The sequence below is a fragment of the Pseudomonas libanensis genome, from assembly GCF_001439685.1.
GTDB classification, from domain to species: domain Bacteria; phylum Pseudomonadota; class Gammaproteobacteria; order Pseudomonadales; family Pseudomonadaceae; genus Aquipseudomonas; species Aquipseudomonas libanensis.
The window spans coordinates 136,524-153,084 of sequence record NZ_JYLH01000013.1 but is presented as its reverse complement, the minus strand read 5'-3'; the positions used below and the strand labels follow the sequence as shown (position 1 = coordinate 153,084).

General features: G+C 60.4%; 13 protein-coding genes. 1 reads left to right on the top strand and 12 read right to left on the bottom strand.

Features of this window, described 5'->3' with window-relative positions:
• Positions 1-23: 23 nt before the first annotated feature.
• On the bottom strand, positions 24-1,739 hold the full coding sequence (locus TU73_RS20210; protein WP_057013708.1) for a ShlB/FhaC/HecB family hemolysin secretion/activation protein: 1,716 nt from the start codon (positions 1,737-1,739) through the stop codon (positions 24-26).
• Between the two features lie 492 nt (positions 1,740-2,231).
• Here TU73_RS20210 and nadA point away from each other — a divergent pair, with 492 nt between their 5' ends.
• On the top strand, positions 2,232-3,290 hold the full coding sequence (gene nadA / locus TU73_RS20205) for a quinolinate synthase NadA (protein WP_057013707.1): 1,059 nt from the start codon (positions 2,232-2,234) through the stop codon (positions 3,288-3,290).
• A 135-nt stretch (positions 3,291-3,425) separates the two neighbouring features.
• Here the strand turns inward: nadA and TU73_RS20200 are convergent, their stop codons facing one another.
• The 11 genes from TU73_RS20200 to arcD form a co-directional block, all read right to left on the bottom strand.
• Complete coding sequence (locus tag TU73_RS20200; RefSeq protein WP_057013706.1) at positions 3,426-3,914, bottom strand: RDD family protein; 489 nt, start codon at positions 3,912-3,914, stop codon at positions 3,426-3,428.
• A 95-nt stretch (positions 3,915-4,009) separates the two neighbouring features.
• Positions 4,010-4,222: a cold-shock protein gene (locus TU73_RS20195; RefSeq protein WP_057013705.1), complete on the bottom strand. Its 213-nt coding sequence runs from the start codon at positions 4,220-4,222 to the stop codon at positions 4,010-4,012.
• A gap of 395 nt (positions 4,223-4,617) precedes the next feature.
• Positions 4,618-5,742, bottom strand: coding sequence for a glycine cleavage system aminomethyltransferase GcvT (gene gcvT, locus TU73_RS20190; RefSeq protein WP_057013704.1), 1,125 nt, complete (start codon positions 5,740-5,742; stop codon positions 4,618-4,620).
• A 176-nt stretch (positions 5,743-5,918) separates the two neighbouring features.
• Complete coding sequence (gene gcvP / locus TU73_RS20185) at positions 5,919-8,756, bottom strand: aminomethyl-transferring glycine dehydrogenase (RefSeq protein WP_057013703.1); 2,838 nt, start codon at positions 8,754-8,756, stop codon at positions 5,919-5,921.
• 10 nt (positions 8,757-8,766) lie between these two features.
• The gene (gene gcvH, locus TU73_RS20180) at positions 8,767-9,150 is read right to left on the bottom strand and encodes a glycine cleavage system protein GcvH (RefSeq protein WP_057013702.1); all 384 of its coding nucleotides are present in this window, start codon (positions 9,148-9,150) and stop codon (positions 8,767-8,769) included.
• Between the two features lie 404 nt (positions 9,151-9,554).
• Complete coding sequence (locus tag TU73_RS20175) at positions 9,555-11,063, bottom strand: sigma-54-dependent transcriptional regulator (RefSeq protein ID WP_046069294.1); 1,509 nt, start codon at positions 11,061-11,063, stop codon at positions 9,555-9,557.
• A 209-nt stretch (positions 11,064-11,272) separates the two neighbouring features.
• The gene (locus tag TU73_RS20170) at positions 11,273-11,635 is read right to left on the bottom strand and encodes a DUF5064 family protein (protein ID WP_057013701.1); all 363 of its coding nucleotides are present in this window, start codon (positions 11,633-11,635) and stop codon (positions 11,273-11,275) included.
• A gap of 18 nt (positions 11,636-11,653) precedes the next feature.
• A complete protein-coding gene (gene arcC / locus TU73_RS20165; protein ID WP_057013700.1) occupies positions 11,654-12,583 on the bottom strand; it encodes a carbamate kinase in 930 nt (309 codons plus the stop codon).
• A 154-nt stretch (positions 12,584-12,737) separates the two neighbouring features.
• Positions 12,738-13,748, bottom strand: coding sequence for an ornithine carbamoyltransferase (locus TU73_RS20160; RefSeq protein WP_057013699.1), 1,011 nt, complete (start codon positions 13,746-13,748; stop codon positions 12,738-12,740).
• Between the two features lie 12 nt (positions 13,749-13,760).
• Positions 13,761-15,017 carry an arginine deiminase gene (arcA, locus tag TU73_RS20155; protein WP_057013698.1) on the bottom strand — a complete coding sequence of 419 codons (1,257 nt, stop codon included), beginning with the start codon at positions 15,015-15,017 and terminating at the stop codon, positions 13,761-13,763.
• Between the two features lie 25 nt (positions 15,018-15,042).
• On the bottom strand, positions 15,043-16,470 hold the full coding sequence (gene arcD / locus TU73_RS20150; RefSeq protein ID WP_057013697.1) for an arginine-ornithine antiporter: 1,428 nt from the start codon (positions 16,468-16,470) through the stop codon (positions 15,043-15,045).
• Positions 16,471-16,561: the final 91 nt, after the last annotated feature.

Here is a 16,561-nt window from a genome sequence, read left to right as displayed (position 1 = left end):
CAGGCTAAAAAACAGCTCATGGCTCAAATCTGTAGGCTCAGGCGTGTCAGCCAGACCTCCGGCTCCTGGTGAAAACCTGTGGGGGTGTTGAGGTTGCGTTGGTAATCGAAGTCGAGCTGCACGTTCTTCCAGCTCAGGTTGAGCCCCGCGCTGGCGCCGCTCAGGCGTTGGCTTTGGGCGCCGTGTTCGCGCTTGACCCAGCCGTTGTCCAGGCCCAGGCGCGGGGTGATTTTCACCGGCAAATCGCTGTTCAGCGGCAGGCGCAAAGTGTTGCGCCACACCGCACCAATCGCGCCGGAGCTGCTGTTGTCGCGGTAGCCACGCACGGCCGAGTCGTCGGTGACCAGCAGTTGTTCGATGGCGGGCAGTGTGTCCGGGCTGTATTGCACCGACAGTTGGCTCTGCCACTGCCACGGTTGCGCCGACCATTGGCCGTTGCGCCATTGGCTGAGGTTGGCGCGGTACTTGTGAAACTGCGCCTTGGGCCGGTTTTTCTGCACCTGGTTGGCATCGCGATCGGCGCCGAACCAGGTCAGGCCCTGGGCGTAATTGACGTCCAGGTTCCACACCGCGCTGTTGAGCCAGAACAGGTTCAGGCCGGCCTCGGCCACCGTCAGCGTCGGGCTCTGGATGTCCAGGTGGGCCTTCTGCAGGTAGCTGTCGACGTCCTTGTAGGCCAGTTGCAGGTTGGCGCTCAGTTGATGGCCCTGGTCGCGCCACAGCACCCGGTCGCTGCGCAGGCTGACCTGATCGGTGCGGCCGCTGTTGTAGAGCGTCGTGCGGCTGAGCTTGAACGGCGAGCGGTATTCGGCATGGCTGGCGAACAGGCTGTAGGTCCAGTAGCCATAGGGGATCGAGTAAAACAGGCTGGTGCTGCGGCTGTAGCGCGGCCCATGGTTGAGCGTGTCGCTGAAACTCAGGTTGAGCGAATCGCCCAGTTGCAGCGGGTTGTCCAGGCTCAGGCTGAGGGCATTGCGATCACGCCCGGTGCCGGCGCTGCCGAGGTTATCCAGCCCAAGCCCCAGGGCCCAACGCGAGGCACTGCTGCGCGAGCGCAGGATAATGCGCGAGGCGCCCGCTTGGCTGCCAGGGGCGATGTCGGCGGTGAGGTCGACCGAGCGCAGGCGGTTAAGCTGGTCCAGGCCCTGTTCCAGGTCGCGCAGGTTCAGCGGCTTGCCGAGCATCCCGGGAAACGCTGCGCCTAACGACACGGGCAGGCTCTGGTCGGCCAGTTCGATGGCTTCGAGGTAGCCTTCCTCGACGTGAATATCCAGCGGGTGCCCGGCGCTCGGCGCACTGATCAGGTAGGGACGGCTGGCGATATAGCCGGCCTCGACATACAGGCGCGTGATCTGGGCCAATAGTCGGTTGATCTGGGTGACGCCCATGCAGGGAGCAACGTAGGGCTCGATGTGTTTGTCCAGCTCGGTGCTGCTGAACAGCGTGACTCCGGCCAGGCGTGTACCGCGCAGGGGCCAGCAGCGTTCATCCTTGGCGATGTCTTTGGGCGCGGTCGGTGTGAGCGGCGGCGTACCGAAACGGCCGCGTTGCATCTGGCGCTGGCGCTGCTCCAGTTGTAACTGCTGCAGGTCGCGCTGCTGTTGCTGCTGCAAGCGAAGGGCTTCCTGGCCTGGCTGCGGCGCATCGGCGGCAGCCGCAGGCAGCGCGCACAGGCAGAGCAGGGTGACGCCCAAAATTTGAATACGACACCAGTGTCCGGTTGTGGGCTGAATTGGCACTCGACATCCTTAACGTAGAAATACACACGATCTATGCCTCCCGAGCCAAACCGTGATCTCGGGGGAGTTGCCACACTGGAGTCATCATTAAACGGTTCGTTACATGGGCGGGGGATTTATTGCACAAAACGTGAGGAGTACCACGTTATTTAGGGAAATAACGCACAAAAACAGTGCGTAGTGGGCGAGTATTAACCTGAAGTGTCAATGTTTTAGGGGTGTTGGTGGCGAAGGAGGGGGATGGGTTTTTTTGGATTGTTGCAGCTGGTGCGCTTAATCATTGTGTTTATAGCTGGCGGCGGTGCGCCCAACAGCCGCGTACCGGCATACCAGATTAGGCTTTTGAATCCATTCGATATTCTGTAGCCTTGCGCGGCTTCATCTTTACCCGTGCTTGATGAACACAAACACTTCGTCCGGCGGCGCCCGAAGGGCTCCAGAGCCGGTGGTACACTCGACTTTCGCGCTACTGCGCCTGCAGGTCTTGCGAACATGACGCACATTTCCGAACGCCTACTGGTTCAAGCCCACCTCGACGCCAAGCAGCCCAAGGTGCTTAGCGCCGCGCAAGAGGCGAGCCTGCGTAGCGCCATCGCCGCCGAGCTCAAGGCTCAGGATGCGGTGCTGGTTGCCCACTTCTATTGCGACCCGGTGATCCAGGCCCTGGCCGAAGAAACCGGTGGCTGTGTTTCCGACTCCCTGGAAATGGCGCGCTTCGGCGCCGCCCACCCGGCCAAGACCGTGCTGGTGGCCGGTGTGCGGTTCATGGGCGAGACCGCCAAGATCCTCACCCCTGAAAAACGCATCCTCATGCCGACCCTGGAAGCCACCTGCTCCCTGGACCTGGGTTGCCCCGTGGATGAGTTTTCAGCGTTCTGCGACCAACATCCGGAGCGCACCGTGGTGGTGTATGCCAACACCTCGGCGGCGGTCAAAGCCCGTGCCGATTGGGTCGTGACTTCCAGCTGCGCGCTGGAAATCGTCGAAAGCCTGATGGACAACGGCGAGACCATTATCTGGGGCCCGGACAAACACCTGGGTACCTACATCCAGCGCCAGACGGGTGCCGACATGCTGCTGTGGGACGGTGCCTGCATCGTCCATGAAGAGTTCAAATCCAAGCAGTTGGAAGACATGAAGGCGCTGTACCCGGACGCGGCGATCCTGGTGCACCCGGAATCGCCGACCTCGGTGATCGAGCTGGCGGATGCGGTGGGTTCCACCAGCCAACTGATCGCTGCGGCGCAGCGCCTGCCGAACAAGACTTTTATCGTGGCAACTGATCGCGGTATTTTCTACAAAATGCAGCAGCTGTGCCCGGACAAAGTCTTCATCGAAGCGCCGACTGCGGGTAACGGCGCGGCCTGCCGCAGTTGCGCGCACTGCCCGTGGATGGCGATGAATACGCTGGAGCGTACGTTGCAGTGTCTGCGTGAGGGCAGTAATGAGATTTTCGTCGAGCCGTCGGTGATTCCACAGGCGGTGCGGCCGCTCAAGCGCATGCTCGATTTTACCCAGGCAGCACGGTTGAAGCTGGCCGGCAACGCCTGATCCTCAGGCTGAGACAAATCAAAATGTGGGAGCTGGCTTGCCTGCGATAGCGGTGTAACAGTCACAGGTGTTTTGACTGCAAGACCGCTATCGCAGGCAAGCCAGCTCCCACAGTTGATCTGTGATGCGCTTGAGTTACTTCTTTGGCTTCGGGATCCGCACCAGCTGCGTATCCGAATAGATGTCATGCCAGCTGCGCTTCTGTTTATCGAACAACGACCAGATAAACCCCAACCCCACGCACAGCCATGACGCAATCGACACCACAAAACGCAGCAGTGCTTGCCACAGGCTGATGCGCGAACCGTCGGCATTTTGCACACGTACGCCCCACACCTGCATGCCCAGAGTTTGCCCCGAATGGGTCCAGAACTTGGCGAAGAATCCAAACAGCACAAACAACAGGATCGTCGACAGCAACGGGTCACCGTCCAAGGCGCCGGATTCGGTGAGGGTGCGCATTTTCGCTTCGCCCACGAAGGCGATCCACACCAGCTTGTAGGCAAATGCTGTGACGATCAGCAGGGCCGTGCACAACAGAAAGTCGTAGAACATCGCTGCCAGGCGACGGCCCAGGCCAACGGCGGGGTATTGGCCTTGGGGGCTTAGCAGGTGCTTGGACATGGCAGGGCTCTCTGGAGGAAAATCAGCATTTTACGGACAAACGCCCATAAAAAAGCCCCTGATGTCATATCAGAGGCTTTTTGTCGCAGGAAGGATCAGGCTTCTGCTTGTACTTCGTCAGCCTGCATGCCTTTCTGGCCTTGTACAGCAACGAAGGTCACTTTCTGGCCTTCTTTCAGGCTCTTGAAGCCATTGCCCTGGATAGCGCGGAAATGCACGAACAGATCCGGCCCGCTTTCCGGAGTGATAAAACCAAAGCCTTTTTCGTCGTTAAACCACTTGACGGTACCGCGCTCACGTTGAGACATTTTCTTCTTTCCTTTGACGCTTAAAATTAATGACAGCCCCTTTCACATGAAAGAGCACTGGGCTGGGTTGCAGGAAAGTAAGAGACGTCGAACGGGTTGTAGCACAACTACTTCAGCTACTGCCCAGGTCCAGGTTCCAAGCGACCCATGCAAACACAGTGGGCAAACTCTACGCCAACTAATATGAAAAAAACAAGCCCTGACAAAACCCCAGGTTTTGCTAGGGTGCATGACACTTTGTTGAATATTTAAGTGTGTGGATTATTCGATAGAATTGCTCACTTGTTATAGAGGAATTTCTATAAGAAAGACTATCGTCAATGCACTGTTTTATGGCGGCTGCGTTACAGTTTAGTGCGCATTAACGCAGCCGCGTTACTTATGGGAACATTCAATCAGCCGCGATAGTAACGCTGTGGCACGAATGGCATTTTACTTACACGTAATGGCACCTTTTTCCCACGCACCAGCGCAGAGACTTCGGTGTCCAGTGCAATGAAGGCGCTGTCCAGGTAACCCATAGCCAGCGGACCGCCCAGGGTTGGACCAAAGCCACCGCTGCATACGCTGCCGATCACGGTGCCTTGTTCGTCGACGATCTCGGCACCTTCACGCACCGGGGTGCGTTCCTGGGGCAGCAAGCCTACGCGCTTGCGGCTCACGCCGGCTTGCTGCTGGGTGAAAATCCGGTCGGCCCCCGGGAAGCCACCTGCGCGTGCGCCGTCAGCGCGACGGGCCTTGGAGATCGCCCACAACAGGCTGGCTTCGATTGGCGTGGTGTCGGTGTTCATGTCATGGCCATAGAGGCACAGACCGGCTTCCAGACGCAGGGAGTCGCGAGCGCCCAGGCCAATGGCCTGTACTTCGGTTTCGGCCAGCAGGCTGCGGGCCAGGCTTTCTGCGTTAGCTGCCGGTACGGAGATTTCGAAGCCGTCTTCGCCGGTGTAGCCGGAGCGGCTGACGTAGCAGTCCACACCCAGCAGGCGCAGGGTGGCAAATTGCATGAAGGTCATCTGGGTGACCTCCGGCGCCAGGCGCGCCAGTACCTTCACCGCTGCCGGGCCTTGCAGGGCCAGCAGGGCACGCTCTTCGAACAGCGGCTCGATGGTGCATTGGTCACTGATATGCTTGCGCAGATGCGCCAGGTCCTGGTCCTTGCAGGCGGCGTTGACCACCAGGAACAGTTCGTCGTTGCCCAGATTGGCGACCATCAGGTCGTCGAGGATGCCGCCTTGCTCGTTGGTGAACATCGCGTAGCGCTGCATGCCCACCGGCAGGTCGATGATATCCACCGGTACCAGGGTTTCCAGGGCCTTGGCGGCATTGGCGCCGGTCAGGCGGATCTGGCCCATGTGGGACACGTCGAACAACCCGGCCTGTTCACGGGTGTGCAGGTGTTCCTTCATTACTCCCAGCGGGTACTGCACTGGCATGTCGTAGCCGGCGAAGGGCACCATGCGCGCGCCCAGTTCGAGGTGCAGGGCGTGCAACGGGGTTTTCAACAGGGTTTCGGTGGACATATTCAGCTCCTGAAAAACGTGCTGGCGCGCGGGTAGGCGTCAGCACTCGATAATGTTGTCAACAATGTGAGAGCGGGCTTGCTCGCGAAAACGGGCTATCAGTTGATGCACCTGTAACTGATACACCGCTTTCGCGCGCAAGCCCGCTCCCACCTTTGATCGAGTTGACCTTCAGGTTATGCGTAACTCTCGATCGACGGGCACGCACACACCAGGTTGCGATCGCCAAACACGTTGTCGACCCGGCCAACCGGTGGCCAGTACTTGCCTTCGATCAGCGAGGCGACGGGGTACACCGCTTGTTCACGGCTGTAGGGGTGTGACCACTCGCCCACCAATTCTGCGGCGGTGTGTGGTGCGTTTTTCAACGGGTTGTCGTCCTTGTCCAGCGTGCCGTTTTCCACCGCGCGGATCTCTTCGCGGATGGCGATCATGGCGTCGCAGAAGCGATCCAGTTCTTCCTTGGATTCACTTTCGGTCGGCTCGATCATCAAGGTGCCAGCCACCGGGAACGACATGGTCGGCGCGTGGAAACCAAAATCGATCAGGCGCTTGGCCACGTCATCTACGCTGATGCCGCTGCTGTCTTTCAATGGGCGCAGGTCGAGGATGCATTCATGGGCCACCAGGCCGTTGCTGCCGGTGTAGAGCACAGGGTAGTGCTCTTCCAGGCGACGGGAAATGTAGTTGGCATTCAGGATCGCCAGCTGCGAAGCGCGCTTGAGGCCGGCGCCGCCCATCATGCTGATGTACATCCAGGTGATCGGCAAAATGCTTGCGCTGCCGAACGGTGCGGCACATACCGCGCCTTCCTTGCGTTCCATGGCCGCGTGGCCCGGCAGGAATGGCGTGAGGTGCGACTTGACGCCAATCGGGCCGACACCCGGGCCGCCACCGCCGTGGGGGATGCAGAAGGTCTTGTGCAGGTTCAGGTGGGACACATCGCCGCCGAACTTGCCCGGCGCGCACAGGCCAACCATGGCGTTCATGTTGGCGCCGTCGATGTACACCTGGCCGCCGTTGTCGTGGATGATCGCGCAGATGTCGCGGATGCCTTCTTCGAACACGCCGTGGGTGGACGGGTAAGTGATCATCAGTGCGGCGAGGTGCTCACGGTGCTCGATGGCCTTGGCGCGCAGGTCTTCGATATCGACGTTGCCACGCGCATCGCAGGCGGTCACCACCACGCGCATGCCGGCCATGTTGGCGGTGGCCGGGTTGGTGCCGTGGGCCGACGATGGGATCAGGCAGATGTCGCGACGTGCTTCGCCACGGCTCTGGTGATAGGCGCGGATAGCCAAGAGGCCTGCGTATTCACCTTGGGAGCCGGCGTTTGGCTGCAGGGAGATCGCGTCGTAACCGGTGGCCGCGCAGAGCATGGCTTCCAGTTCGGTGGTCAGTTGCTGGTAACCGGCGCTTTGCCCAGCCGGGGCGAAGGGGTGCAGGGCGCCGAACTCGGCCCAGGTCACCGGGATCATTTCGCTGGCGGCGTTGAGCTTCATGGTGCACGAGCCCAGCGGGATCATGGTGCGGTCCAGGGCCAGGTCTTTGTCGGCCAGCTTGCGCAGGTAGCGCATCAGCTCGGTTTCCGAATGATAGCGGTTGAATACCGGGTGGCTGAGGATCGGTGACTGGCGCAGCAAGGCGGCAGGCAGTGCGCTTTCGGTGGCGGCGAAGGCGGGCAGGGCCTTGCCGTCGGCGAAGATCGCCCACAAGGCCTGGATATCGGCCTGGGTGGTGGTTTCGTCGACCGACAGGCCAACGCGCTGGGCGTCCACTACGCGCAGGTTGATGCGCTGGGCGTGGGCCTTGTCATGCAGGGCTTTGGTGTTGGCGCCAGTGTTGAGTGTGATCGTGTCGAAGAAGTTTTTCTGCTCGACCTTCAAGCCCAGGGCGGTCAAACCCTTGGCCAGGATCGCGGTCAGCTGGTGTATGCGCTGGGCGATCTGGGTCAGTCCCTTGGGACCGTGGTACACGGCGTACATGCTGGCGATGTTGGCGAGCAGCACTTGGGCTGTGCAGATGTTGCTGGTGGCTTTCTCGCGGCGGATATGTTGTTCGCGGGTCTGCATGGCCAGGCGCAGGGCCGGTTTGCCGAAGCGGTCGACGGAAACACCGACCAGGCGCCCCGGCATGTCGCGCTTGAACGCATCCTTGGTGGAGAAGTACGCCGCGTGCGGGCCACCAAAGCCCAGCGGCACGCCAAAGCGTTGTGCGCTGCCAATGGCGACGTCGGCGCCGAATTCACCCGGCGGGGTCAGCAGGGTCAGGGCCAGCAGGTCGGCGGCAACGGCCACCAGGGCGTTGGCGGCGTGGAAACGCTCGGTCAGCTCGCGGTAATCAAATACATCGCCGTTGCTGGCCGGGTACTGCAGCAGTGCGCCGAAGAACGGGCTGACGTCGGTCAGTTCGCGCTCATCGCCGACTACCACGTCGATGCCCAGTGGCTCGGCACGGGTGCGCAGTACGTCGAGGGTTTGCGGGTGGCTGTGCACCGAGGCGAAGAAGGCATTGCTGCCCTTGTTTTTGCTCAGGCGCTTGCAGAAGGTCATGGCTTCGGCGGCGGCGGTGGCTTCGTCGAGCAGGGATGCGTTGGCAATCGGCAGGCCGGTGAGGTCGCTGATCAGGGTCTGGAAGTTCAGCAGTGCTTCCAGGCGGCCTTGGGAGATCTCTGGCTGGTATGGCGTGTAGGCGGTGTACCAGGCCGGGTTTTCCAGCAGGTTGCGCAGGATCGGTGACGGCGTATGGCAGTTGTAATAGCCCTGGCCGATGTAGGTCTTGAACAGTTGGTTCTGGCTGGCAATGGCCTTGATCCTGGCCAAGGCCTCGGCTTCGCTCAAGCCGTCTTCCAGGCCGAGCACGCTGGTGCCCTTGATGCTTTCCGGGATCACGCTGGCGCTCAGAGCTTCGAGGGAATCAAAGCCCAGGCTGGCGAGCATTTGCTGCTCATCTGCCTGGCGCGGGCCGATGTGGCGGGCGATGAATTCGTTGGCGGTGGTCAGATTAACGGTCATGGCGCGCTCCTCAAGCTTCAGCGTTGGCTTTGATCAGGCGGTCGTACGCATCCTGATCCAACAGCTTAGCCACTGCCTCGGCGTCGGTCGGTTTAAAGCGGAAGAACCAGCCTTCACCCATCGGGTCTTCGTTGACCAGTTCCGGGCTGCCATCGAGCTTGTCGTTCACTTCCAGCACTTCACCGTCCAACGGCATGTACACACCGCTGGCAGCTTTTACCGACTCCACCGTGGAGGCTTCGGCGCCTTTGTCGTAAGCCTGCAACTCCGGCAGTTGCACGAAAACCACATCACCCAGCGCGTTCTGCGCAAAAGCGGTGATGCCCACGGTGACGCTGCCATCGGCTTCGGCGCGCAGCCATTCGTGATCTTCAGTGAAACGCAACTCGCTCATGGAAACTCCTCAGGGCCAGAATCGTCTGGTGGACGGGATTGGAATAATGGGGAGTTGCTTAGCAATATTGCGGCCAAGGTTATTAATTCGTTATAAATCAACAAGTTAATAAAATAGGTTATGACATTAGTGCATTTGACTGTAGCGATTTCGCTACAGTTGGGTGCTTGAAAAAAAGCCTATGTGGATCAAAGCCTTGCATGGCGCGCAAAAAACAGGGTTGTAGCGATATCGTTACGCTGTAGCGCTTTCAGTACACTGGATGTCGTTCTCAGACCAAATATGGATTGCGCCCTGTGGGAGCTGGCTTGCCTGCGATGGCGGTCTACCCGTCACCAAGGAGTTGGATGGCCCACCGCTATCGCAGGCAAGCCAGCTCCCACAGTTGAACCGCGTTTATTCCGTCAAGGCTTGTTGGGAATGCCGTATTTGCGCAGGCGATGTGCAATCGCGGTGTGGGAGGTTTGCAACCGGCTGGCCAGTTGGCGGGTCGAGGGGTAGCTGGTGTAGAGCTTTTCCAGCAGGTCGCGCTCGAAATCTTCCACGGCCTGTTCCAGGCTGTCGATTTCGCCATCGTTCTGGCGTGCCACAGAGGTGCCGGCGATGTCCAGGTCGCCGATGTCCACCAGGCTGCTTTCGCAGATGGCAGCAGCACGGAAGATCACGTTTTGCAGTTGCCGCACATTGCCCGGCCAGCGATTGTCCAGCAGTGCCGGGTAAGTGCCGGGCGCCAGGCGGCAGACCGGGCGCTGGATCTGCGCACAAGCCTGCTGCATGAAGTAGCGGGCCAGCAGCAGGATGTCCTGGCCGCGCTCGCGCAAGGGCGGTACTTCGACGTTGAGCACGTTGAGGCGGTAAAACAGATCTTCGCGAAAAGTGCCTTCGCTGACCATCTTTTCCAGGTTGCGGTGGGTGGCGCTGAGGATGCGCACATTGACCTTCACTTCACGGTCACCGCCTACGCGGCGAAAGCTGCCGTCATTGAGAAAGCGCAGCAACTTGGCTTGCAGGTACGGCGACATCTCGCCGATTTCATCCAGAAATACCGTACCCTGGTTGGCCAGTTCCATCAGCCCCGGCTTGCCGCCGCGTTGGGCGCCGGTGAAGGCGCCCGGGGCGTAACCGAACAACTCGCTCTCAGCGAGGTTTTCCGGGAGTGCCGCGCAGTTCAAGGCCAAAAACGGCGCACTGTGGCGTGCGCTGGTGGCGTGACAGGCGCGGGCTACCAGCTCCTTGCCGGTGCCGGTTTCGCCCTGGATCAGCAGCGGTGCATCCAACGCCGCCACCCGTTGCGCTCGCGCCTTGAGGGTGCGGATGGCCGGGGATTCGCCCAGCAGGGCATCAAAACCTTCGGCATGGTCGTGGTGCAGTGCCGACAGTTGCTCGCCGATGCGATTGGGCTGGTAGAGGGTGAGCAGGGCGCCCGCGTCAGTGATTGGCGTGGCGTCCAGCAACAGGGTCTGGCCGTTGACGCTGATCTCGCGCAACGGCAAGCGAAAGCCATGCTCCAGCAAGGTGTCCAGCAGCGTTGGATCATTGAACAGCTCGGCAATGCTTTCCCCGGCCGGCTCGCGCCCGTACAGGGCGATCAACGCCGGGTTGGCCAACAGGATCTTGCCCGCGCTGTCCAGGGCCAGCACCGGGTCGGTCATGGCCGCCAGCAGGGCGTCGAGTTGCAGGTGGCGACGTTGGCCCGGCAGGATGTCGACCACCTTTACCGCTTGCACACCGTGCACGCTGAACAAGGCGTCACGCAGTTCCTCGAGCACCTCGGCGCTGAGGGTTGGCGCATCGATATAGACGTTGGGCGGCACCATCTCCACCGCATCCAGGTTGAGATTGCGCCCACCGAGCAAGGCCAGGACTTCCTGGGTGATGCCGACGCGGTCGATGAAGCTGACGTGGATACGCATGGGGTGTTAGCAATTCTGGGGAGCGAGAGGCGGCAAGTATGCCTTGGCGCGGGGCGCAGGTGAAATCTGACAAATGATGGAGATCAAAATGTGGGAGGGGGCTTGCCTCCGATTGCGGTGGATCAGCTAATAAATCTGTTGCTGACACACAGCCATCGGGGGCAAGCCCCCTCCCACATTTTGAATTGCATTGTGTCAGTGCAGGCGTGTTACTCCAGGTGTTCTGGCTTGATAGGGTCACCTGATTTCACATCCAGCTGATGCCGCACATCCTCGAACATCAGGTCGTACTGCTTGTGCATTGAGCCATTGAGCACCGCGACCTTCGGCATTCCGTATTTCTGCGCAATGTTCATCGCATGCCGCGCAAAATCGAAGGCCTGGTCCTTGGGCAGGAAGAATTCTTCCTTGAGGTCCTTGCCCTGCACCGAACCGTGCAGCTTGAAGAGCATTCCCTTGCCTTCCTTTGGATCCTGGCTGACTTCATAGTCGATGCACAGGTTGTAGCTGTAGTCGTCTTTGTTAAGCGCGTGGCGTTCAACGTGCAAGTGACCGGGTTCAAAGGTAGCCATAGGCGTATCTCCTCTACTTCACAGATAGGTGATGCCAGGTTTTGCCGTGCTGATGCGGGTGCCGGCGCTGCCCTGGACGATGGCTTCGATGTCCGAGAGTGAACCGATCACCGCGGTTTTGCCAGTCTGGCGGGCGAACTCGCAGGCCGCTTGCACCTTAGGACCCATGGAGCCGGCGGCGAAGCCGAGTTTTTCCATGTCGTCCGGGTGAGCCTGGCCGATAGCCTTCTGGGTTGGCTTGCCGAAGTCGATAAAGGCGGCGTTGACGTCGGTGGCAATCACCAGCAGATCGGCGTCCAGTTGGGTGGCCAGCAGCGACGAACACAGGTCTTTGTCGATCACTGCTTCAATGCCCTTGAGCTTGCCGTCTTCGCCATACATCGTCGGGATGCCGCCGCCGCCGGCGCAGATCACAATGGCGTTTTTTTCCAGCAGCCACTTGATCGGGCGGATTTCAAAGATGCGTTTGGGCCGCGGGCTGGCAACCACGCGGCGATATTTGTCGCCGTCGGGGGCGATGGCCCAGCCTTTTTCGGCGGCGAGTTTTTCTGCTTCGGCCCTGGAATACACTGGGCCGATGGGTTTGGTCGGGTTCTGGAACGCCGGGTCCTTGGCATCGACTTCAACCTGGGTGAGCAGGGTGGCGAACGGCACTTCGAAGTCCAGCAGGTTGCCCAGTTCCTGTTCGATGATGTAGCCGATCATGCCCTCGGTCTCGGCGCCCAGCACGTCCAGCGGGTAGGGCGAGACGCTGGTGTAGGCCGCCGCCTGCAACGACAGCAGGCCCACTTGCGGGCCATTGCCGTGGGCGATCACCAGCTCGTTGCCGGCGTGGATCTTGGCGATCTGTTCGGTGGCGATGCGGATATTGGCGCGTTGGTTGTCCGCGGTCATGGGTTCACCACGACGCAGGAGGGCGTTGCCGCCCAGGGCTACGACGATGCGCATAAAGAATGTCCTTTCAGGGAACGCATGAACACCTCGGTCAATGTGGGAGCTGGCTTGCCTGCGATGAGGGCCTGGCAGGCGACCTGCTGCTGCCAGACCCACCGCTATCGCAGGCAAGCCAGCTCCCACACTGACGGTGTTCACAGCGTGGAAATTAAATGTCCGCCAATGCCGACACCAGAATCGCCTTGATGGTATGCATGCGGTTTTCCGCTTGCTCGAAGGCGATATTGGCCGGCGACTCGAACACCTCTTCGGTCACTTCCACACCATTGGCCAGGTTCGGGTACCGAGCAGCGATGTCCTTGCCGACCTTGGTTTCGCTGTTATGGAACGCCGGCAGGCAATGCATGAATTTCACCCGGGGGTTGCCCGAGGCTTTCATCATCTTGGCGTTGACCTGGTAGGGCAGCAGTTGTTCGATACGCTCATCCCAGGCTTCCACTGGCTCGCCCATCGACACCCAGATATCGGTGTGGATGAAGTCCACGCCCTTGACCGCTTCGGCAGGGTCTTCAGTAATGGTGATGCGGGCGCCGCTTTCCTCGGCAAACGCCTGGCATTGCTTGATGAAGTCCTCGTGCGGCCACAGGGCCTTTGGTGCGCCGATGCGCACGTCCATGCCGAGCTTGGCGCCGATCATCAGCAACGAATTGCCCATGTTGTAGCGCGCGTCGCCCAAGTAGGCGTAGCTGATGTCATGCAGCGGCTTGTCGCTGTGCTCGCGCATGGTCAGGGTGTCGGCGATCATCTGGGTCGGGTGGAATTCGGCGGTGAGGCCGTTGAACACTGGCACACCCGCGAACTTGGCCAGTTCTTCGACGATTTCCTGTTCGAAGCCACGGTACTCAATGGCATCGAACATCCGGCCCAATACGCGGGCGGTGTCTTTCATACTTTCTTTGTGGCCGATCTGCGACGACACCGGGTCGATGTAGGTGACGTGGGCGCCCTGGTCATGGGCCGCGACTTCGAAGGCGCAACGGGTGCGGGTCGAGGTTTTTTCGAAGATCAGTGCGATGTTCTTGCCTTGCAGGTGCGGACGCTCGGTGCCGGTGTATTTGGCGCGCTTGAGGTCGCGGGACAGGTCCAGCAGGTAATGCAGCTCGCGGGTGGTGTGATGCATCAGCGACAGCAGGCTGCGGTTGCGCATATTGAAAGCCATGATGGAATCTCCTTAATAGTCGATAGGGTCGCGGATGATCGGGCAGGTCATGCAGTGGCCGCCGCCACGGCCACGGCCCAGCTCACCGGCGCTGATGGTGATGACTTCCACACCGGCCTTGCGCAGCAGGGTGTTGGTGTAGGTGTTGCGGTCGTAGCCGATCACCACGCCAGGCTCTACAGCCACCACGTTGTTGCCGTCATCCCATTGTTCGCGTTCGGCGGCGAAGCTGTTGCCGCCGGTCTCGACCACACGTAGGGCCTTGAGGTTGAGGGCTGCGGCGACGGTATCGAGGAAGTTGGTGGTCTCGCGTTGGATATCGATGCCGTGGGGCTTGCTGTCGTCAGGGCGCAGGGTGAAAGGCACGATCTGGTTGACCACTTCGGGGAAGACGGTGACCAGGTCGCGGTCGCAGAAGCTGAACACGGTGTCCAGGTGCATGGCTGCGCGGGATTTGGGCAGGCCGGCAACGATCACCCGCTCAACGGCGTTGTTCTTGAACAGGTTGCGCGCCAGTTGGCCGATGGCCTGGTGGGACGAGCGCTCGCCCATGCCGATCAACACCACGCCATTGCCAATCGGCATGACGTCACCGCCTTCCAGTGTGGCGGCGCCGTGTTCCTGGTCGGGGTCGCCGTACCAGATCTGGAAGTCGGCGTTGGTGAACTCCGGGTGGAACTTGTAGATGGCGGAGGCCAGCAGGGTTTCCTGGCGTCGCGCCGGCCAGTACATCGGGTTGAGCGTTACACCGCCGTAGATCCAGCAGGTGGTGTCGCGGGTGAACTGGGTGTTGGGCAGCGGCGGCAGGATGAAGCTGGCGTGGCCGAGGAAGTCGCGGAACATCTCGATGGTCCTGCCACCAAAGCTGCTCGGCAGGTCATCGGCCGACACACCACCAATCAGGAACTCGGCGATTTTGCGCGGCTCCAGGCTACGCAGCCACGAGCCGACTTCATCGACCAGGCCCAGGCCCACGGTGTTGGCGGTGATCTTGCGCTCCAGGATCCAGTCCAGGGCTTCGGGGATGGCAACGATGTCGGTGAGCAGGTTGTGCATTTCCAGCACATCAATATCCCGCTCGCGCATCTTGGTCACAAAGTCGAAATGGTCGCGCTTGGCCTGGGCCACCCACAGCACGTCATCGAACAGCAGTTCGTCGCAGTTGTTGGGGGTCAGCCGCTGGTGGGCCAAGCCTGGGGAGCACACCATGACTTTGCGCAGTTTGCCGGCTTCGGAATGTACGCCGTACTTAACTTTTTCCGTGGTCATTACAGATCCTCCAGTGAACACACAATTACAAAGTCAGGAAGCCGTCGTAGAGCCCATAGGCCGCCACCAGGGCGCCAATGACCACTGCGGCGAAAATCAGCTTCTCGACGTTGGTGAAAATCGGTTTGCCCAGTTCATGCTTGGCCTTGGCGAACAGGATCGCGCCGGGGGCATAGAGCAGGGCGGAGAGCAGCAGGTACTTGGTGCCGCCGGCGTAGAGCAGCCAGATCGCGTAGATCAGCGCGACGGCGCCGATGAACAGGTCTTTCTTGCGCTCCTTGAGGGCGTTTTCGTAAGTTTCGCCACGCACCGCCAGCAGCAGGGCGTACGCCGCCGACCACAGGTAAGGCACCAGGATCATCGAGGTGGCGAGGTAGATCAGCGACAGGTAGGTGCTGGCGGAAAACAGCGTGATCACCAGGAAGATCTGTACCATCGCGTTGGTCAGCCACAGGGCATTGACCGGCACGTGGTTGGCGTTTTCCTTACGCAGGAACTCCGGCATGGTGTGGTCCTTGGCGGCGGCAAACATGATCTCCGCACACAGCAGCACCCAGGACAGCAACGCGCCCAGCAGCGAAATGATCAAGCCGACGCTGATCAGCACCGCGCCCCAGTGACCCACTACGTGTTCGAGCACGGCGGCCATCGATGGGTTCTGCAGCTTGGCCAGTTCCGGTTGGGTCATGATCCCCAGGGACAGCACGTTCACCAGCATCAGGAACAGCAGCACGGTGATAAAACCGATCACGGTGGCCTTGCCCACGTCGCTGCGTTTCTCCGCACGGGAGGAGAAGATGCTCGCGCCTTCGATACCGATAAACACCCACACGGTGACCAGCATCATGTTGCGCACCTGGTTCATCACGCTGCCCAGGTCGGGGTTTTTCACGCCCCAGATGTCAGCGGTGAAGATGTCCAGCTTGAACGCGAACAGCGCGATGAGCACGAACAGCAGCAGCGGCACCACCTTGGCAACGGTGGTCACCAGGTTGATGAACGCCGCTTCCTTGATCCCGCGCAGCACCAGGAAATGCACGGCCCACAGCAGCACCGACGCACCGATCACCGCCGCCAGGGTATTGCCTTCGCCAAAGATCGGGAAGAAGTAGCCGAGGGTGCTGAACAAGAGTACGAAGTACCCCACGTTGCCCAGCCAGGCACTGATCCAGTAACCCCAGGCGGATGAGAACCCCATGTAATCGCCGAAACCGGCCTTGGCGTAGGCGTACACACCGCCGTCGAGGTCAGGCTTGCGGTTGGCGAGAGTCTGGAAGACGAATGCGAGGGTCAGCATGCCGATGGCGGTAATCACCCAGCCAATCAATACTGCGCCCACGTCGGCACTGGCGGCCATGTTTTGCGGCAGTGAGAAGATCCCGCCGCCAATCATTGAGCCCACGACAAGTGCAACCAGCGCACCAAGCCTAAGTTTTCCGGGAGAATCAGACATTGCGTGACTCCAATGCAGGAGAAGAGAGATCACAGAATAATTCCGTGCGCTAATCAAACAGCTGACTCAGATCACTTCATTGGCACATTCC